A 19,670-nucleotide genomic window follows, 5' to 3' on the forward strand; every position below is an offset into this window, starting at 1 on the left:
GGATGGGTTATGAGAATATTGATTGTAAGCGACACACATAAGAAGCATGACAATTTGAAAAGAATTCTGGAACGGGAAACGGATATCGACCTGATGATACATTTGGGGGATTCTGAAGGATACGAAGACTATCTGGCAGAACTGGCAGGATGTCCTATGGAAATTGTTTTGGGAAATAATGATTTTTTTTCTGATCTGGATCGGGAAAAAGAGCTTCAGATCGGAAAGTATAAGGCGCTGATTACCCATGGGCATTATTATTATGTTTCTATGGGCGTGGAGGATCTGAAAAAAGAAGCTGTGGGAAGAGGAATGGATGTTGTGATGTTCGGGCATACACACCGTCCGCTTTTGGATTACAGCAGGGGAATTGTCACTTTAAATCCCGGAAGTGTGTCCTATCCAAGGCAGGAGGGCCGGCGCCCTTCTTATGCCATCATGGAGATTGATGGGAAAGGAGAGGCCCATTATTATATTGAATATCTGCAGTAAAGGGATTTTAGGGCAGCAGGCAGGAAATCAGATTTCAGGAAGGCGCTTTCCTGTATCGAATATCTGCAGTAAATTGGGTGTGAAAAACATTAATAGAAAAAAAGGGAAAAAAGTTGTTGACATTTGGAAATGTTTCGCATATAATATAACTTGCGTTACGGTTGACGCAGAGATTGACCGCCGGGGTGTGGCTCAGCTTGGCTAGAGCGCCTGGTTTGGGACCAGGAGGTCGCAGGTTCGAATCCTGTCACCCCGATCTCTGTGCGGGTGTAGTTCAATGGTAGAACACCAGCCTTCCAAGCTGGATACGTGGGTTCGATTCCCATCACCCGCTTCGTGTGTTCGTAGCTCAGCTGGATAGAGCAACGGCCTTCTAAGCCGTGGGTCGGGGGTTCGAATCCCTTCGAGCACATTTTACAGATTCTCAGATGAATCTGTTGAATATATGGTGGGTATAGCGCAGTTGGTTAGCGCGCCAGATTGTGGCTCTGGAGGCCCAGGGTTCGAATCCCTGTATCCACCTTTTCTTAATTTAGGGGCTGTCTGCAGAGTACGCGCCCAAATTGATGGGCTATCGCCAAGCGGTAAGGCACAGGACTTTGACTCCTGCATTCGCTGGTTCGAATCCAGCTAGCCCAGTTACATATGGGATATTAGCTCAGATGGTAGAGCACTTGACTTTTAATCAAGTTGTCCGGGGTTCGAATCCCCGATGTCTCATTGAACTATGAATGGGAATTCCTGTTTTCAGGGATTCCCGATTTTCTCTATGAATACAGGCGGATGTGGCGGAACTGGCAGACGCGCCAGACTTAGGATCTGGTGGGAGACCGTGCAGGTTCGATTCCTGTCATCCGCATGGAACCAGGGCTTCTGAGGGGTTAGGATACCTCGGAAGCCCTGGCTTTTTTGTGTTTGGCAGCAATTTTTACAGCAACGGGCAGAACTGTGGAAAAATCAGGTTGCTAAAATAATAGCTAAAGGATAATTTGCAGTTTTGCTAGAAATGATAGAGCGTTTCATGCAGCCTGAAACTGAAGAAAAAAGGGATTTTTTTAACCGTGGAGATGATGGGATTATGCTCAATATAAAAGGGCATGATATCTTACTGGTTATTAAGGAAGATTAGTGAATTCTTAGACACGAAATAACATAAAAGTAGCAGGAATATGGCCAGCAGTCCAAAAAGCATGCGTATCAATTTACGGGAAGTCAACGCGAGTGCACGTTTGTGCTGATGGGTTCTTACCTCAGCAAATTTCTTGTCATAAAAAGCTTTGTATTCCGGGCAGTGCTGTATCACGCTCCCGGCGGCTTCGAATGCTCTTCTTTGTCCAGCATGGCAAATTCACTGAACTTAAGGAAAATGTTGTTGAGCATGTAGGTCTTCTCCCTGGCTATACATTCCGTGATGTGGAGCCTGTGTCTGGTAAGCCGCTGAGGGCAAGGTATTGCGCGCCCCGCCAGGGTTCGGTATGTATATGCCCGACCCTTGCGAAATCAGCGATGATAAAGGAATCAATGCCATCGTTCTTGTCAAGGGAATTGAAGGATTTTTTGCACTGATTTACCTCATAGGGGTTGAGGCAGTAGACCTTTGTGGAAAAAGGGGCCAGCTTTTCGGAGATGGAGAGGTAATTGGCGATATGGACGCCGTAAAAACCTGTGGATTCCAGGCCGATGACAACAGCCCGGAATTCGTGGTGCTGTGAAAGCGCCTGGGCAATCATTTCCTTCATCTGCACTGCGCCGCCCTGTGCGTTAGCCACGGGAACCATCCTGATCAGGAAATCCTGGTCAAAGTTAAGTGCAGAGATAACGTTCGTGTGGGAACCGATATCAATCCCCACAAAAAGCGTTGACAGGTAATCGATTTTTATCTTCTTCATGTGTAATCACCACCTTTCCGGTAAGGATTGGGAACAGGGGCCAAAGCTTATCCCGGCCCGGGGCACCAGCTGCAACCTTGCGTTATCAGCGCTGGTCCAGGAGAAATACCCTGCTGGGGGCTAGACCTGGCGGTGCAGCATTTGTGTAAGCAGTCAAGGTGGCGGTGCGGGCTGCATGCTTTCTAAGCGATAGCGGATGCTTTGCAGGAGGGACGAAGCAGTGCCTTAGCCCAGGTTCCACTGGGAACCATTATAGCGCGGGACGCTCTGGTAAAAAGTAGTAAGTGACAAGCTTATAGATGAGACAGGATGCGCCAGCATTATGGGAGAAAGGGAGAACCCTTCCAGACCTCCATCAGAATATCCTCACATCTATGTAGAAAGAGCTGAGACTGGTGGCTATTAACTGTATAGATGGGAAGGGATGGGGAGGGAGTCCTCCTAGAAATCATCCTGCATCCATATCACAAAAAAAGAATAAGTCTATAGCCTGTCCTAACTGGCTATAAACTTATTATACGAGGATGGAAAGCTATGGATAAAATGGAAAGGGACAGATTTTACGATTGTTGTAATTTGCCGGATTACTGTGTATAATAGAACCAAAGAATGCTGCAGGGTTTACAGGATATGCAGGGCTTTCCAGCAAAAGTGGAAGAAGGCAGGTAAAAGGAGATAAAAAGTATGAGGACAGAACAAATAGGGAATATAGAAACAACACAAACAAATTGGGAAGAATTAAGCATATCTAATGATTTCCTGTTTGGGAAGGTCATGCAGAACCCGGAACTGTGCAAAGAATTATTGCAAAGGATTCTGCCAGGTTTGGAGATAGACCGCGTTGAATATCCAGAATTGCAGAAAAATATTAAGCCAAATATGGATGCCCATGGTGTTAGGCTGGATGTGTATGTAAAGGATGATAAAGAGGATAACAGCGTTTCAATGGGAGATAAAGCAGTAAAGATATTCCTGAATGCAAAAGGAACATTGGATGATGTCAGTAAAGAGTTAAAAGCATTTCTGGATTATGTGGCGGGAAAGGAAGCAGGAGATTCTTATGTAAAGAAATTGGAAGAAGCCGTAGAAGAAGCAAAGAAAAACAGGGGATGGAGGCATGAGTATATGACGTTACCAGGAGAACCAGAAAATTGGAGAAAAACGTGGAGAAGAAAAAATGATAGTCAATGCACTCAAAACTACAAAAAGCATTAAGCAAACATCAATTATTTTGCAGTTATCAGAACAGGAAGTTAGAGAAATTGCGGAAGAAAAGAATCTTTTGATAAATGATTAAGACTTATATAACAGGCAGAACATAACATGTGTTCTGTCTTATCTTTAAGGATGTAATATTTTGGGTAATTTACGCATTTAGGCATGTTATGGATAGCCATATCAAAAATGAATACGAGTGTTATTGACAAACCGATATAGGAATTCGCAGGATAGTGTATGAAAGACCATCCTGCGGATTTTTTATTGTAATGAAAATGCTCTAAATATTTTTATTTTTTAAAGTTCGTGATTTAGTGGATTTATTACGGTTTTGCATCTGTATGGGAGACAACGATAAAATATATGTCAAAGGGAAAATGGGGATTTGAAATGCAGCCCTTTGTGGCGGATGCAGATTGGGCTTTTTATGATGCCGGAAAGACAACGGCGGAAATTATCAGAGGATAGTGTGAAAGAGAGTAAATTAAGCCAAAAACGTGAAATAGACACAAAAACAAGGCTCACACCGTGAACCTAAATAAGAGTATTCCCACCTTGATAAAAGGGGCGCACCTGCACATCAACAACAAATGGGTGGGTGCATCTGACATTGATGCCGGGAATGCCTTATAAAATTGAATCTATTATAACACGAAAACTTGAAGGTGTGAACCACTTTCATTACTATTTGTGCCGCCAACTGAAAGGCGGCGGAATGGAGATTTTTTATGAAAGAATATATAGTGTGGCAAAAGAGTATGGATGTTTGATTTTGGGTTGTAATACAATTGGGCATCTTGGCGCAGGAATGATGCATTTGCATCGGACAGGAGACGATACAAGCGGATTGCATTGGGACTTAACAAGGCGCAATGGAGTAAACGCTTTAGCATTCCGGATGCCGCAGCATGGGATTTTCTTTGATATAGATGCGGATTGTGTTGGGTTCACGGAAAAGATAGGATGGAAATGGAACCGTCAGTGGACAAAATTGTTGGCACATAGCGGCACGTCGTTGTTTCTTTCTGTAGAGCCGGGACTTCCGTCAGAGGAGGAAGAGGAAGAATTAAAGTCTTATATGAAAACAGCCGCTGAATATCATGAACCGGCAAAACCATTAGACTGGGAAGATACGGCGTGTCCGGCATGCTGGGAAATTGATGGGGAACAAAAGAAGTTTGAGTGGTATACGCCAAAAGGCATTCTTTATGGAGATTTTTGACGGAGCGTTAGTACTCTAAGGAGAAAGATATGCATAAATTTAGATATGTGATTAAGGGGAAAAAGGGAATTCATTTGAAACCGGCAGGGCGTTTGGCAAAAGAAGCATGGAAATATGAAAGCGAAATCAAGATGGCAAAGGATTCGAAATCTGTGACAGTAACAGAGCCGCTGGCTGTTATTGGGCTTAGGGTGAAATGCGGTGATTCAGTGGAAATAGAAATAAATGGCGCGGATGAGGTGATTGCATGTGAAGGAATAAAAGATTTTTTTGAAAATAATTTGTAAATATATGAAAAGTTCTTGGGAGCTGAGGGAAGTGATTGTGCTTCCATTGTCCTATCAGAAAGGGGAAGAGAAGCAGAATTAATAGCATGAAAATTTTACGACTGTTATCTTTATGGAGCCAGGGTTTTTGAAAGTTTGAATCCTTTCAAAAGCCCTGGTTTTTTACTTGACACGAAAAATTGAAGAAAGTATACTAAAAATAAAGAAAAATGGCAAAGGAGCCATGGGGAAGGAGCAGAAGCTATGGAACAGGAGACGCTTCGGAAAGAGGATTCTTTTCGATTTGCAGATGTGGCTTTAGAGATCATATTGAAATTTGATCGGGATGGGAAGATATTGTACGGCAATAGTCGGGCTAAGACCGATTTGGGATATGGGGAAGAATTGACGCAGGTTAGCCTTCCTGCCCTGTTTCCCGCAGAATTGCAGCAGGAGAAGTACGAGGAAGGGATGCTGCTGGATGCAATGTCTGCCATGAGAGACGGCATGATGTACCGGAAGAACGGCACATGTTTTCCAGTACGTATGACCACAATTGTAGAAGGGGAGCAGAATCTGCTTTTTGCAATTAATATTGCCAAAAGGATTGAAACAGAGCGGAAGCTGGTTCGGATGAAAGAAGAGATGGAAGAAACCATCAAGGTACGGAATGAATTTGTGGCGAATGTTACCCATGAACTGCGCACGCCGGTGAACGGAATTCGAGGGCATGTGACGAATTTGCTGGAGGCGGGCGTTACCGGGGAGCAGAAGCGGACACTGGATATTATTCTTCGCTGCTGTGAGAATATGTCGGCCATTATCAATAATATTTTGGATTTTTCCAAGCTGGAGGCGGGAAAATTTACACTGGAGCAGAAGGAATTTAATTTTTACCAGATGATTAATCATACCGTAGAGACGAATATTACTGCAATTGATGCGAAAGGCTTACATATTATGGTAAATATTGATAAGTCAATTCCTGAATTTTTGATTGGAGATGAACTGCGCCTGACACAGATTCTCAACAATCTTTTATCTAATGCGGTAAAGTTTACCAGTGTAGGATACATTAATATAGAAGTAACGAAGACAGTGCAATTTGACGATGAAATCGAATTGTTCTTTGTGGTTTCCGATACAGGGATTGGAATTTCCCAAGAGGAAAAAGACAAGTTGTTTAAGAGTTTTTCTCAGGTGGACGCCTCGATAACCAGAAAATACGGCGGCACCGGATTGGGGCTTTCTATCACCAAGCAGCTGGTGGAATTGATGCAGGGCAGCATCCATCTGGACAGTGAGAAAGGGAAGGGAAGCAGCTTTTCGTACTCTGTGCGGCTTCATGTGGCTCAGAATAAGAAAGAAGAGCATAGTGTCCGAGAACAGTTTGAATTTATCAACCAGAATCAAGATATATCTCAGCCTGATGAAATTGGAGAGATCTTCCATTTCGGAACGGAGGAAAATGAAAAAGAACTGCGCAGCAAGATGGAGAAGCTGATTATCTGCATGGAGGTAGGGGCATGGGATAAGGCGGAAACTTTTTCGCATAATATCAAGGCGCTGCTGGAGGAAGCCCCTCAGGAGGTGAAAAAAGCAGCGTTTCGGCTTGAAATGAACGTCCGGAAGGAAAAATATGACAAGGCGGTAGAGCAATATAATAACCTGAAAAAGATATTTGAGGAAAACATCGGAGGAATGTGAGTATGGAAAGTATGGAAAGAGCCGGTACAGTGCCCCAGATTTTGATTGTGGATGATGTAGATGCAAATCTGATGATTCTGGAGAATATTATTTTGGAAATGGGATATGAACCAAGATGTGCAGGCAGCGCCGGTGAAGCTGCAAAGCTGATCACAGAGCGGCTGCCCCAGTTGATTCTTCTGGATGTGTTTATGCCGGAAATGGACGGATATGAATTCTGTGAACGGTTAAAGGAAAATCCCATTACCAGGGATATTCCAATTATTTTTATTTCAGCGGCCGATTCCAGTGAAGATAAGGTAAGGGGCTTTAAGCTGGGCGCAGTGGATTATATTGGAAAACCCTTTGAAGTAACGGAAGTTACCATGCGTGTAAAGAACCACTTGAAGCTTTATGAGATGCAGCAGGAACTGGAATTAAGCAACCGCCGGCTGCACAGTGTAATCAGCAGCCAGGCCAGAAGAATAGAGGAAGAACAGAAAAATATTCTTTACGCCCTGGCTGCTTTGAGTGAAGAAAAGGGAGCAAGTTCAGTCCATCATCTGGAAAATGTGGCGTATAATTGTCGTTTGCTGGCTCAAAGTCTTCAGTTTAGCCCGGGATATTCCGAAGAAATATCAGAGGCTTTTATTGATACCATTGAGGTGGCTTCCCGGCTGCACGATATTGGAAAGATTCAGACTCCCTGCAGGATTCAGGTGGAAGGAGATTCTTTCGAGCCTGAAAGAGCGGATATTTTAGAGCGTCATGTGCAGCAGGGAACGGCAATTTTAGAGAAAGTGTATGCCAGTACATCTGAAAACAGCTTTTTGCCTATGGCAATTGAAATTGCCCGTTTCCGTTATGCGAAATGGGATGGAACTGGATATCCGAAAGGAATTCATGGGAAAAATATACCATTATCGGCAAGAATTACCGCCATTGTAGATGTTTATGATGATTTGCTGGAAAAAAAACATGGAGAAGACAGCGGAAACAAGGCAGAAATTCTTAGAATTATGGAAGAAGGCAGCGGAACCTTTTTTGATCCGGAGATTGTAGATGTCTTTTTAAAGGTTCAGAAACAGCTTCATCATGAAGAAGGATAGCGGTAACGGAATTGACAAATAAAGGCGAATATAGTACCATAGATAATATGGAGTAAATATCTGATAGAAGTTTATGTGATAGGAGTAAGTTACTATGATTACGGAACAGGAATTTCATCGGATCGCAGTTTATGTAAAGCAAAAGTATGGAATAGATCTCAGCGGAAAGCAAATCCTGGTAAATGGGAGAATGGAAAATTATCTTTTGCGGAATGGCTACAGCGGATATGATGATTACATGACAAAGGTGGAGAATAATCCAAAAGGAGAGGAAGCGCGGAACCTGATTAATGTACTGACCACCAACCATACATATTTTATGCGTGAGTTTGAACATTTGGATTATATGAAGAAAGTGATACTTCCGCAGATTAAGGTGAAAGAGGCGTCTGCCAGGGACGTAAGAATTTGGTCGGCTGCGTCGTCCACAGGAGAAGAGCCATATACCATAGCCATGGTGCTGAGAGATTATTTTGGACCAGAACCCAATCGATGGGATACCAGAGTGCTTGCCACCGATATTTCCACCAAAGTTCTGGAAAAAGCCCAGCGAGGGAAATATTTGAAGGAACAGATAGAACCTTTGCCTGAGAGCTGGAAGAAGCGCTATTTTAAAAAGGTGAATGATCTGGAATATCAGGTCACGAAGGAATTAAGGGGGGAAGTGATTTTTCGGCAGTTTAATTTGATGAATAAATTTCCTTTCCATAAGAAATTTCATGTGGTTTTCATGAGAAATGTAATGATTTACTTTGATGAGGCCACCAAGCGCCAGCTTCTCTCCAGAGTGTATGATTTCCTGGAGCCGGGAGGATATCTGTTTGTGGGAACAACGGAAGCTGTTGATAGGAAAGGGTTGAAGTTTCAATATGTAGAGCCGTCTATCTATCGGAAATAAGTATGAAGAAAGCAGGTAAACAGGATGCGCAAAATCAGAGTGTTAGTGGTAGATGATTCATTGCTGTTTCGTAATCTGTTGGTGCAGAGCCTGAGTGAAGATCCAAGTATCGAAGTAGTTGCCCAGGCAGGAGACGCCTATGCAGCCCGGGATGCGATTTTGAAGTACCGTCCAGATGTAATGACCTTGGATGTGGAGATGCCCAGAATGGGCGGAATTGAATTTTTAAGAAAATTGCTGCCCCAGTATCCGCTGCCGGTGGTTGTAATCAGCGCAATGGATGAGAAAGTTTTTGACGCAATGGAAGCGGGCGCAGTGGATTTTGTATGTAAGCCCAATACAGTGGAACGGGACAAAGTCAGTTCTTTTTTGCGGAAGGAACTGGGAACAAAGATAAAGATTGCGTCAACGGTGAAGGTTGGAAGGCTGAAACGGGCGGAAGCATTTCCAGTAAACGGCGCGTCCAGCGTAAAGAGCAATATGGTGATTGCCATTGGGGCTTCTACTGGCGGAACGGAAGCCATATATGATGTGGTGCGCCAGTTCCGGAAAGATATTCCGGGAGTTGTGATTGTGCAGCATATGCCGCCGGGCTTCACACAGATGTATGCCAACAGGCTGAATAATCAGTGCCAGGTGGTAGTAAAGGAAGCGTCAACGGGAGACCGGGTTTTGCCGGGGCAGGTATTGATTGCGCCGGGGGATAAGCAGATGCGTCTGGTGAAAGTAAATGGAATGTATCAGGTAGAATGCAAGCATGGAGCGAAAGTCAGCGGGCATTGTCCGTCCGTGGATGTGCTGTTTCAGTCTGTGGCCAAAGCGGCCGGGAAAGAGGCAGTGGGCGTGATTCTGACCGGAATGGGCGGAGACGGCGCCAAAGGGCTTTTGGAGATGCGCAAAGCCGGAGCAATTACCATCGGCCAGGATGAAGCAAGCTGTGTTGTGTATGGTATGCCTAAAGTTGCGTTTGATATTGGAGCAGTGAAGTATCAGACGGAGCTTTCAAATATAGCAAATAAAGTATACAGTGTATTAAAGGCAAACTAGAAAGGAGAACAGGGATATGAAAATATTACTGGCAGAGGATGATTTCGCCAGCCGTAAATTTATGACAAATTATCTGGAGAAATACGGAGACTGTGACATAACCGTGGATGGAGAAGAAGCGGTGGATGCCTTTTTGATGGCATTGGAGGATGGAGAACCTTATGATTTGATTTGTCTGGATGTTATGATGCCGGTGCTGGATGGTTATCAGGCGCTGAAAGCAATCCGTGACATTGAGAAGGAACGGGGAATCCAGGGAAAAGACAGCGCAAAAATTATTATGACCACTGCATTGAATGAAGAAAGAAATGTGAAAAAAGCATTTGAAATGGGCTGTACGGTGTACTCCGGTAAACCGATAGACCTGGAAAAATTTGAAATGATTCTGAAGAAATTGGAATTGATATGATGACAATGGCTGAACATATTTACAAAAAGTACTACCAGGAAGAAGGGAGGCAGGAAAATGGCAGAAGATTTTAATACAGACAGTATGCTGGATATGTTTCTGTATGAGAGTGAACAGCTGCTTGAGACATTACAGAATACTGTGTTGGAAAAGAAAGATGAAGATTGCTTTGATGAAACCTCTATCAATGAAATCTTCCGTGTCATGCATACCATAAAGGGCTCTTCCGGGATTATGATGTATGAAAACATCACGAAGGTAGCCCACAAATTAGAAGACGTATTTTATTATTTAAGAGAGTCACATCCGGAGAATGTTCCGCATCTGGAACTGGTGGATCATGTCCTTGATGTAGCTGATTTTATTACAGGAGAGCTGGATAAGATTAAGGACGGTGAGACGCCGGACGGAGACGAGACGAAGATTGTGGAGGAAATTGATAAATTTCTGAAAAGAATCAAGTCAGGCATTGAAGAAAAGGGGAATGAGCTTCCGCCGGAAAATACTTATGTGGAGCCCAGTCAGTTCTATATTGCGCCTACCGGCAGCGAAAGCTATAAATATTATAAAGCGTCCATTTACTACAGAAGCGATACCCAGATGTGCAATATCCGGGCATATACAGCAGTATATTCTCTGAAAGAGATTACCGACGATATGGAATATATGCCGGACGACATTATTTCCAATGAGGACAGCGGAACAGTCATCCTGGAGGATGGGTTCCATATGCTGATTAAGTGCCAGTGCAGCAGAGAGGAAATTTTAAGTGCCATTGGCGATACTTCCGGCATGGAACGGGTGGAAATCAATGACTGCACCCAGCAGGAATTTGAAATGGGTTTCCATGATCACGGGCCGGAACCGATTATCATTGAAATGGATGATAAGGAGAAAAAGGACGCCGGCAAGAAGGAAGAGAAAAAGGAACCTGCGCCGGGAGATTATGTCATCAAAGGAAAAGAAACCGGCAAGGGAAAGAAACTGGTAAAAAATCAGCCCAAACCTTCTCCCAAGCAGACTTATATCAGTGTCAATGTGGAAAAAATGGATGCATTGATGGATATGATTGGAGAGCTTGTTATTTCCGAGGCGGTGGTGCTGCAGAATCCGGATTTGAAGGTTCCGGGACTGGATTTGACCAATTTCCAGAAGGCGTCCGGTCAGCTTGCCAAGATTACCACAGAGTTGCAGGACGTAATTATGTCCATGCGTATGATGCCGCTGACCAATACCTTCCAGAAAATGAACCGTATTGTATTCGATGTTTCCAGAAAGCTTGGAAAAGATATTGAACTGGAAGTGATCGGTGAGAATACGGAAGTGGATAAAAATATTATTGAACATATTTCCGATCCTCTGATGCATTTAATCCGTAATTCCGTGGATCATGGAATTGAAGAAAAAGAGGACCGTATTGCCGCAGGCAAGAATCCCCGGGGCAAAATTACTCTGGAAGCCAAGAATGAAGGCGGCAAGGTATATATTATCGTAAGAGACGACGGAAAAGGTCTGAATAAAGAAGTCCTTTATAACAAAGCCAGAAATAACGGGCTGATCGGCAATCGTCCCATGTCTGATTTTACAGATAAGGAGATCTATCAGTTCATCACGTTTGCAGGATTTTCCACCAAGGAGCAGGTGACGGAGTATTCCGGCCGCGGCGTGGGAATGGATGTGGTAGTGAAGAATATACAGGCAATCGGCGGCAAGCTGGAAATTGACAGTATGGAAGGCGCCGGTTCTGAAATGATTATGAAGATTCCTCTGACGCTGGCAATTATCAATGGAATTGTAATGCAGGTGGGGAATTCCACATTTGTGATTGAGACAAATGCGGTAAAAGAATTCGTAAGAATCAATAAAGATACAATCGTAAGAGAGCCGGACGGAGAAGAGTATGTGATGCTCCGGGGCGAGTGCTATCCGTTTATCAGGCTGAATGAAATGTATCATCTGCCAGGCTCCAATACAGATATTGAAGAAGGTATTGTAGTGGTACTGGAACATGAGAATAAATATATCGGTGTATTTATTGACCAGCTAATTGCAGAACAGGAGATTGTAGTAAAACCGATTCCTTCCTACATCAAAAAGGTGCAGGGACTTTCCGGATGCACCCAGCTTGGGGATGGAAGCATTGCGTTGATTCTGGATATTGCAGGGTTGATTGCCGGACAGGAAAGGAGTAGTTAGGCCATGGCAGAAGAATTGATGGATGTATTGGATGAACTGGATGATCTGGAAGAAGATGATTCACAAAAAGGTATGTTTATGACATTCCGGATTGGGGATGAGTGTTATGGGATTGCTATTGAGTATGTAAATGAGATTATCAGTACCCAGGTGATTACCCCGGTTCCGGAAGTGGAAGATTATATTAAAGGTCTGATTAATATCCGGGGAAAAATTATACCGGTAATTGACGTAAAAATACGTTTTAAGCAGGAGCCATTTGAGTACATGGACCGTACCTGCATTATTGTGATTGATGTAAAGGGAACAATGGTAGGACTGATCGTAGAGCAGATTGCGGATGTGATTACCATTGATGAGAAAGATATTATTCCGCCTCCATCGTTGAATCAAACCAGTTATGGAAAAGACAAATATGTGATCGGCCTGGTAAGGGTGGCAGATGAGGTGAAGTTATTATTAAGCCCGGAAAAACTTATCAGCGATGAAGAACCGGCTGCAATGGAATAAAATCTGTAACAGGTGGATACATGAAGGAGGACTTGAAGAATGAAAAATGTAAAAATAAGAACACGGCTGTATGTAGGATTTGGAATTATTTTCCTGCTGATTCTGACATTGGGAGTGATAAGCTACCGGCTTTTGGCCGGTATGGGTACTGGCACTGAGACGTTGATTCAGGAAGTGATTGTACTGGGGCTGACAGTGGTTTCACTGATTTTCAGTGTGACTATGTCTGTTACCATTATGCGGGATATCCGCAAATCTCTGGATCTTCTGATCAATGCGGCCAGAGAAATTGCGGCAGGAAATGCCAATTATACATTAACCAAATATAAAGACGATGAATTCGGCGAAGTAGTGGATGAATTCCAGAATATTATCGACAATATCAAATACCAGGGTGAAATTTCCAAGATGATTGCTCAGGGAGATTTGACAGCGGATGTGAAAGTTAATGGCGAAAAAGACGTACTGGGCAATGCATTGGATGATATTATCAGAGAAAACAACAGAATGCTTTCTGATATCCGGGAATCCACCATGCAGGTAACAGTAGGCTCTGAACAGGTATCGGATGCAAGCCAGGCTCTTGCGCAGGGAGCAACCGAGCAGGCAAGCGCTACCCAGGAAATTACGGCTTCCATGAATGAGATTGCAGAGAGAACCAAGGTAAATACCGAACAGATTAATGAAGCCAATGATTTGGTAGAGCACATGGGCAAAGAAGCTGTTGTCATCAATGACAGTATGACGGAAATGATGGGAGCGATGACAGATATCAACGAATCCTCCGAAAATATTTCCAAGATTATCAAGGTTATTGACGATATCGCATTCCAGACAAATATTCTTGCATTGAATGCAGCAGTTGAGGCGGCAAGAGCAGGTATCCACGGCAAAGGCTTTGCAGTAGTGGCAGAAGAAGTAAGAAATCTTGCAGGAAAGAGTGCATCTGCAGCCAGCGAAACAGCAGAAATGATTGAAGATTCTATTCATAAGGTTGTGCTTGGTTCAAAACTGGCAGAAGAGACCAGCGGTTCTCTGTCTGAAATTATGAACAAGATTGAGCAGGTGGTGGAATTAACCCACAGTATTGCAGTAGCTTCCAATGACCAGGCTACCGCGGTAACCCAGATTGATCAGGCGATTAACCAGGTATCCCAGGTAACCCAGACCAACTCAGCAACCAGTGAGGAATGTGCGGCTGCCAGCGAAGAATTGTCAAATCAGGCAGCGACATTGCGTCGTTTGGTAGGCAATTACAAGCTGAAGAATTCTGATAATTCATTTGGCAGCATGTCGGATGCCAATAGCTATCATGAGCCGGAAGAGAATGAGAAGATTATCTCTTTGGAAGGTGATTTTGGAAAATATTAAAAGAAGAATATCAGTGACGACAGAAAAACTGCCCCAGGAAGAAGATTTCTTTCCAGGGGCAGTTTTTTTATAAGGGGGTTGCCAGGAAATGAAATTTATACACAATATATGGTTGCGACCTAGAGAGAATCACAATATATATTGTGGAAAATCTTCCGTTTCCTGATTATACAGGAGTTCCAACTTCAATCAGATTACCATCCGGATCATAGAACCGAACCACCTTCTGACCCCAGCTGTGTTCCATCAGTTTATTGACATAGGTGACCGTTGGATAGAGTTCTTCCAGCTTTTGTACAAAAGCTTCAATATCACGTTCTTCGAAATACAATTCGCAGGAATTGTTCTGTGGGATAATTTCTTTTTCAATGAAATTTTTCCAGATAGATTCCTCCTGGAGGACAAGGCCCTCTGTCAGAATCATATTTCCATCATTGTCAAGGATAGGAGTAAGTCCGAACAGGTCATAATAAAATTGTTTTGATTTTTCTATATCTTTCACCACGATCAGGATATTTTTCAGTTTCATTTACATCCTCCTCAAGATTATTTGGCAGATCATCAGTTACTTCCTATGTATTGTTTGATAATTGAGCTTCTGAAAATTAATAATTAGTATTATATCAAAGGATGAGATAGGTGTAAAGATGAACTGTGGCATAAATCATGCATGCTTTTACAACTTTTATATAAAATTAATATTTTTTCCATTGTATACCAGCCGTACTTTGGATATAATGATATTCAGGGTTTAGAGGAGGAAAGAAGGAGACAAGATGACGCGAAGACTCAGCAGGGTACAGACCATTGCCCTGGGATTTTTATTGATTATTGCGGCGGGAACAATTTTGCTGCTGCTGCCGGCTGCTTCCAGAAACGGGGAAAGCGTAGGATTTTTAAATGCGCTGTTTACGGCCACCAGCAGCACCTGCGTAACGGGATTGGTGACAGTGGATACTTATACCAACTGGACGCTGTTTGGGCAGATAGTGATTCTTCTGCTGATACAGGTGGGCGGATTGGGGTTTATCAGTATCGGGGTGTTTTTCGCCATTTTTCTGAAGCGGAGAATCGGGCTGAAGGAACGGAATCTGATTCAGGAAAGCGTCAATACGCTTCAGATTGGCGGAACCGTGCGTCTGGTAAGGAAAATAGTCTGCTACAGTATCGTTATTGAGGGAACAGGCGCTTTGCTTTTAATGATACGTTTTATCCCGGAATTTGGTTGGGCAAAGGGAATCTGGTACGGAATTTTCCATTCGGTTTCCGCATTCTGCAACGCCGGATTTGATCTGATGGGGCAGTTTGAACCTTATGGTTCCCTGATCAGATATTATGATGACATGCTGGTAAATGTTGTAATCATGCTGTTGATTATTATCGGGGGAATCGGCTTTATTGTGTGGGATGATATTTCCGTTCATAAATGGAAAGTGAACAAATATTTGCTGCATACAAAGATTGTCCTTATGATGACGTTGGCGCTGATTCTGGGGGGAAGCCTATGCTTCTATCTGTTTGAGCGGGAAAATCTTCTGGCAGGCATGGATGCGAAAGGGCAGATCCTTTCCTCTGTTTTCGGTGCAGTAACTCCCCGGACGGCTGGGTTCAACACTGTGGATACCGGGGCGTATTCGGAAGGGACAAGGCTTTTGACAGTGGTTTTGATGTTTATCGGAGGAAGCCCGGGCTCCACAGCGGGAGGAGTGAAAACCACTACGATGATGGTGATACTTCTGTATATATGGTCTAATCTGAGGAATAAGCGGGGACTTAATATTTTTGGAAGAAGGCTGGATGAGGATTCCGTTAAAAAAGCCAGCACCGTATTTTTTATCAATTTGCTGCTGGCCGCTGTTTCAGCTTTACTGATGAGCGGATTGGAACAAAGCTTGCCGCTGTCAGATATTTTGATGGAGACGTTTTCCGCAATCGGGACAGTGGGAATTTCAACGGGAATTACCAGAGACATTACAATATGGTCCAAATATCTGCTGATTTTACTGATGTATAGCGGGAGAATTGGAAGTATGTCATTTGCCCTGTCATTTACGGAGAAAAAACAGGGGTCGCTGGTGCAATTACCCATAGAGCGGATTACAATCGGATAGGAGGAAGAGGATGAAATCAATTCTGGTAATCGGAATCGGAAGATTCGGGAAGCATTTATGTGAAAATCTGGTAAAAAACGGCAACGATGTGATGGCGGTAGATCAGGTGGAAGAAAAACTGGAGGATATTCTGCCCATTGTCACCAGTGCGAAAATTGCAGACTGTACCAAAGAAGAGGTATTGCGCAGCTTCGGCGTCGGCAACTTTGATATCTGCTTCGTGTGTATTGGGACGAATTTTCAGAGCAGCCTGGAAATTACCAGTTTGTTGAAAGAGTTAGGCGCAGCCTGTGTAATCAGCAAGGCCACCAGAGATATTCAGGCGAAATTCCTTCTGAGAAACGGAGCGGACGAGGTAGTTTATCCTGACAGAGATATTGCAAAGCGCATGGCAGTGAAGGTCAGCGCAAATCATGTGTATGATTATCTGGAGTTTGGAGAGTATTCCATTTATGAGATACAACCCTTGGATGAGTGGATTGGAAAATCTATCAAAGAAATGAATTTCCGCGTGAAATACAATGCCAATATTCTGAGCATTAAGCAGAATGGGAAGAGTAGTCTGCTCCCAAGTGCAGATCATGTGTTCCAGAAGGACGAACATTTGATGATCATTGGTGAGAATAAAGACATCAAAGGGATCTTGAAGCGTTTGTAAAGGACTAATCTGCCAGAATTTGTCATATAATATACGAAGGATAAAGGAAGAAAAAGGATGTTGCAATTTATTGCGGAGCTTGACGGCAGGATTTTGCTGTTTATCCAGGAATTTTTACGTTTTGAATGGCTGAACCCCATTGTTTTGTTTCTCACCAGCCTTGGAAATGCAGGAGCTGTATGGATACTGCTTACGGCGCTGCTTATGATACAGAAGAAATATCAGAAAGCCGGAATTTCCATGGCAATCTCGCTGCTGTTGGGATTTCTTTTGACAAACGTGCTGCTGAAGAACTGGGTATGCCGCCCAAGACCCTATGTTATGATACCAGAGCTGGATGCGCTGGTAACGGCTATGGATTGGTCGTTCCCCTCCGGACATTCCACCAGTTCCATGGCGGCTGCTGCAGTGATGTTTTGCAGGACGCCGCGGAAAATGGGGATTCCTGCAATGGCGCTGGCGGTGCTGATTTGCCTGTCCAGACTGTATGTGGGCGTCCACTATCCCTCGGATGTGATCTGCGGTGCAGGGATAGGGGTACTGGCTGCGGTCTGCGCTCTGCGGCTTACCAGGGATAAGAATGAGAAACTGACAATATCATAAGCGCAGCTGTTCTGATTTCAGAACAGCGATAGCGGAATTAAGAAAAGAGGAAAAGCTATGCCCCAGGGAAATCCCAGACCGGGAGAATTTTATTTACATTTTAAAGAGAAATTATATCAGGTGCTTACTGTTGCAAAGCACTCGGAAACAGGGGAGGAACTAGTCATTTATCAGGCACTGTACGGTGAATTCCAGACGTATGCAAGGCCCCTTGAAATGTTTGTCAGTCCGGTAGATAAAGAAAAGTATCCGGACGCCCGGCAGGATTACCGCTTTCAGCTGGCGGAACTGACTAAGACAAAGGCGCAGGAAAATGTCCCAAAAGAACAGAAAAAGTTTTTGGCGCCGGAGCGTACGGCGGAAGAGAAAATGATGGCCTTTTTTGACGCAGGAACCATGGAAGAAAAGTATGAGATTTTATTGGATATGCGTCAGGACGTTACAGATAGGATGATTAATAACATGGCGGTTGTGTTGGATGTGGTCATTGAAGAGGGGCCGTTAGATCAACGTTATGAGGAACTGAAAACCTGTGTGTGCACCTTTCAGAAATATGAGGTAGAACGAACGTCCCGATAACAAGAAAAGGAGGTTGCCCCTCCTTTTTTTCTATGCTAAAATAGAGATACAAAAGAAGGTTCAGATGAATTATAATTCAGAAAGGATTCGATACAGGTATGTTGCTTTTAATTAAAAATGGAACGGTAATTAATCCGGGAGACAGGACGGAAGTAAAAGCAGATGTTCTTGTGGAAGACGGAGTGATTAAAAAAATCGCTCCAAAGCAGACAATTAAGGCTGACCGCATGATTGATGCAAAGAATTGCTATGTAATGCCGGGATTTATAGATATGCACGTGCACCTGCGTGATCCGGGAATGGAGCATAAAGAGACCGTGGATACGGGCGTAAGGGCGGCAGTGCACGGCGGTTTTACCACTGTGGTGGCAATGCCAAATACCAAGCCCGTCGTGGATAATGCAGATGTGGTGAACTATGTGCATAATAAGGCGAAAAATATAGGACTGGCCCAGGTGCTTCAGGCAGGCGCTGTCACCAAAGGCCAGCGGGGGGAAGAACTGTCAGATATTGAGGGAATGGTGGAAGCAGGAATTCCTGCCATCAGTGAAGACGGGAAATCTGTGATGGACGCACAATTGTACCGGGAGGCAATGACCATTGCTGTGAAGTATGATATTCCGGTGCTTGCCCATTGTGAGGATATTAATCTGGTAAACGGCGGAGTGGTGAATGCGGATGATGTCACAGAGAAGATGCGGCTGAAAGGCATCAGCAATGCGGTGGAGGATACGATTGCAGCCAGGGATATTCTGCTGTCGAAGGAGACCGGCGCGGCCCTTCATCTGTGTCACTGTTCCACAAAGGACAGTGTGAAAATGGTGGAAATGGCGAAGAAAGCAGGAATCCGCGTGACGGCGGAGGTCTGTCCGCATCATTTTATATTGACAAGCAGCGATATGAAAGAAAATGACGCCAATTATAAAATGAATCCTCCTTTGCGCACCAGGGAGGATGTGGAAGCTTTACGAAAAGGGCTGAAAGCAGATATTATGGATGTGATTGCCACAGATCATGCCCCCCATACGGCCATTGAAAAAGGAGTGGGAATCAAAAAAGCGCCTTTTGGGATTGTGGGCCTGGAGACGGCAGCAGCGTTAACCATGACAGAGTTAGTGGACAAGGGATGGCTTACCATTATGCAGATGGCTGAGAAAATGAGTTATAATCCGGCTCAGATTCTGGGTCTTGACAAAGGCATGGTAGAAGAGGGAAAAGCAGCGGATCTTGTAATTTTTGATCCAAGCAGAGAATCCATGATTGACCCGGCAGATTTCCGTTCAAAAGGAAAAAACACGCCTTTTACAGGAATGAAAGTGAAAGGAATGGTTATGGCAACGATTGTGGCAGGCAAAATAGTATACGAAAAAACAGAAAAGTGATAATTTAATTCAAATAAAAGAGAG

General features: G+C 43.8%; 19 protein-coding genes and 7 tRNA genes. 24 read left to right on the top strand and 2 right to left on the bottom strand.

Annotation, left to right across the window (positions count from 1 at the left end; all coding sequences use genetic code 11):
- Positions 1-9: 9 nt before the first annotated feature.
- From E5329_RS06375 to E5329_RS06410, 8 genes are all read left to right on the top strand, one after another.
- Positions 10-492 carry a metallophosphoesterase family protein gene (locus E5329_RS06375; protein ID WP_135988747.1) on the top strand — a complete coding sequence of 161 codons (483 nt, stop codon included), beginning with the start codon at positions 10-12 and terminating at the stop codon, positions 490-492.
- Between the two features lie 181 nt (positions 493-673).
- Positions 674-748: transfer RNA gene (locus E5329_RS06380), tRNA-Pro, on the top strand.
- 7 nt (positions 749-755) lie between these two features.
- Positions 756-826 (top strand) — tRNA-Gly (locus E5329_RS06385).
- 4 nt (positions 827-830) lie between these two features.
- Positions 831-904, top strand: a tRNA-Arg gene (locus E5329_RS06390).
- A gap of 36 nt (positions 905-940) precedes the next feature.
- Positions 941-1,014, top strand: a tRNA-His gene (locus E5329_RS06395).
- A gap of 45 nt (positions 1,015-1,059) precedes the next feature.
- Positions 1,060-1,131: transfer RNA gene (locus E5329_RS06400), tRNA-Gln, on the top strand.
- Positions 1,132-1,139: 8 nt separating this feature from the next.
- Positions 1,140-1,212 (top strand) — tRNA-Lys (locus E5329_RS06405).
- 59 nt (positions 1,213-1,271) lie between these two features.
- Positions 1,272-1,351, top strand: a tRNA-Leu gene (locus E5329_RS06410).
- Positions 1,352-1,889: 538 nt separating this feature from the next.
- Here the strand turns inward: E5329_RS06410 and E5329_RS06415 are convergent.
- Positions 1,890-2,381 carry an IS110 family transposase gene (locus E5329_RS06415; protein WP_275443077.1) on the bottom strand — a complete coding sequence of 164 codons (492 nt, stop codon included), beginning with the start codon at positions 2,379-2,381 and terminating at the stop codon, positions 1,890-1,892.
- Between the two features lie 684 nt (positions 2,382-3,065).
- Here E5329_RS06415 and E5329_RS06420 point away from each other — a divergent pair.
- The 11 genes from E5329_RS06420 (at position 3,066) to E5329_RS06470 (ending at position 14,313) form a co-directional block, all read left to right on the top strand.
- Positions 3,066-3,596 (top strand): hypothetical protein, encoded by a 531-nt coding sequence (locus E5329_RS06420; protein WP_275443078.1) that lies wholly within the window; start codon positions 3,066-3,068, stop codon positions 3,594-3,596.
- A 718-nt stretch (positions 3,597-4,314) separates the two neighbouring features.
- A complete protein-coding gene (locus tag E5329_RS06425; protein WP_135988748.1) occupies positions 4,315-4,821 on the top strand; it encodes a hypothetical protein in 507 nt (168 codons plus the stop codon).
- 29 nt (positions 4,822-4,850) lie between these two features.
- Complete coding sequence (locus tag E5329_RS06430) at positions 4,851-5,108, top strand: HPr family phosphocarrier protein (protein ID WP_135988749.1); 258 nt, start codon at positions 4,851-4,853, stop codon at positions 5,106-5,108.
- 243 nt (positions 5,109-5,351) lie between these two features.
- On the top strand, positions 5,352-6,794 hold the full coding sequence (locus E5329_RS06435; protein WP_135988750.1) for an ATP-binding protein: 1,443 nt from the start codon (positions 5,352-5,354) through the stop codon (positions 6,792-6,794).
- Between the two features lie 2 nt (positions 6,795-6,796).
- Entirely contained in the window at positions 6,797-7,882 is a 1,086-nt protein-coding gene (locus E5329_RS06440; RefSeq protein WP_135988751.1) for a response regulator, read from the top strand.
- Between the two features lie 94 nt (positions 7,883-7,976).
- Complete coding sequence (locus tag E5329_RS06445) at positions 7,977-8,780, top strand: CheR family methyltransferase (protein WP_135988752.1); 804 nt, start codon at positions 7,977-7,979, stop codon at positions 8,778-8,780.
- A gap of 24 nt (positions 8,781-8,804) precedes the next feature.
- Positions 8,805-9,827, top strand: coding sequence for a protein-glutamate methylesterase/protein-glutamine glutaminase (locus E5329_RS06450; protein ID WP_135988753.1), 1,023 nt, complete (start codon positions 8,805-8,807; stop codon positions 9,825-9,827).
- A 16-nt stretch (positions 9,828-9,843) separates the two neighbouring features.
- On the top strand, positions 9,844-10,236 hold the full coding sequence (locus E5329_RS06455) for a response regulator (RefSeq protein ID WP_135988754.1): 393 nt from the start codon (positions 9,844-9,846) through the stop codon (positions 10,234-10,236).
- Positions 10,237-10,293: 57 nt separating this feature from the next.
- Complete coding sequence (locus tag E5329_RS06460; protein ID WP_135988755.1) at positions 10,294-12,432, top strand: chemotaxis protein CheA; 2,139 nt, start codon at positions 10,294-10,296, stop codon at positions 12,430-12,432.
- 3 nt (positions 12,433-12,435) lie between these two features.
- Entirely contained in the window at positions 12,436-12,942 is a 507-nt protein-coding gene (locus E5329_RS06465) for a chemotaxis protein CheW (RefSeq protein WP_135988756.1), read from the top strand.
- Positions 12,943-12,981: 39 nt separating this feature from the next.
- Entirely contained in the window at positions 12,982-14,313 is a 1,332-nt protein-coding gene (locus E5329_RS06470; RefSeq protein ID WP_135988757.1) for a methyl-accepting chemotaxis protein, read from the top strand.
- A gap of 166 nt (positions 14,314-14,479) precedes the next feature.
- Here the strand turns inward: E5329_RS06470 and E5329_RS06475 are convergent, their stop codons facing one another.
- Positions 14,480-14,842, bottom strand: coding sequence for a VOC family protein (locus tag E5329_RS06475; RefSeq protein ID WP_135988758.1), 363 nt, complete (start codon positions 14,840-14,842; stop codon positions 14,480-14,482).
- Positions 14,843-15,089: 247 nt separating this feature from the next.
- On the opposite strand from E5329_RS06475, the gene E5329_RS06480 reads away from it, so the two are divergent.
- From E5329_RS06480 to E5329_RS06500, 5 genes are all read left to right on the top strand, one after another.
- Positions 15,090-16,424 carry a TrkH family potassium uptake protein gene (locus E5329_RS06480; RefSeq protein WP_135988759.1) on the top strand — a complete coding sequence of 445 codons (1,335 nt, stop codon included), beginning with the start codon at positions 15,090-15,092 and terminating at the stop codon, positions 16,422-16,424.
- 10 nt (positions 16,425-16,434) lie between these two features.
- A complete protein-coding gene (locus E5329_RS06485) occupies positions 16,435-17,082 on the top strand; it encodes a potassium channel family protein (RefSeq protein ID WP_135988760.1) in 648 nt (215 codons plus the stop codon).
- A 57-nt stretch (positions 17,083-17,139) separates the two neighbouring features.
- Entirely contained in the window at positions 17,140-17,685 is a 546-nt protein-coding gene (locus tag E5329_RS06490; protein WP_135988761.1) for a phosphatase PAP2 family protein, read from the top strand.
- Positions 17,686-17,742: 57 nt separating this feature from the next.
- Positions 17,743-18,264, top strand: a complete 522-nt coding sequence (locus E5329_RS06495; protein WP_135988762.1) for a DUF1653 domain-containing protein — start codon at positions 17,743-17,745, stop codon at positions 18,262-18,264.
- A gap of 98 nt (positions 18,265-18,362) precedes the next feature.
- Positions 18,363-19,646 carry a dihydroorotase gene (locus E5329_RS06500; protein ID WP_135988763.1) on the top strand — a complete coding sequence of 428 codons (1,284 nt, stop codon included), beginning with the start codon at positions 18,363-18,365 and terminating at the stop codon, positions 19,644-19,646.
- The last annotated feature ends 24 nt before the right edge of the window (positions 19,647-19,670 follow it).

The organism is Petralouisia muris, assembly GCF_004793545.1.
GTDB lineage: Bacteria > Bacillota > Clostridia > Lachnospirales > Lachnospiraceae > Petralouisia > Petralouisia muris.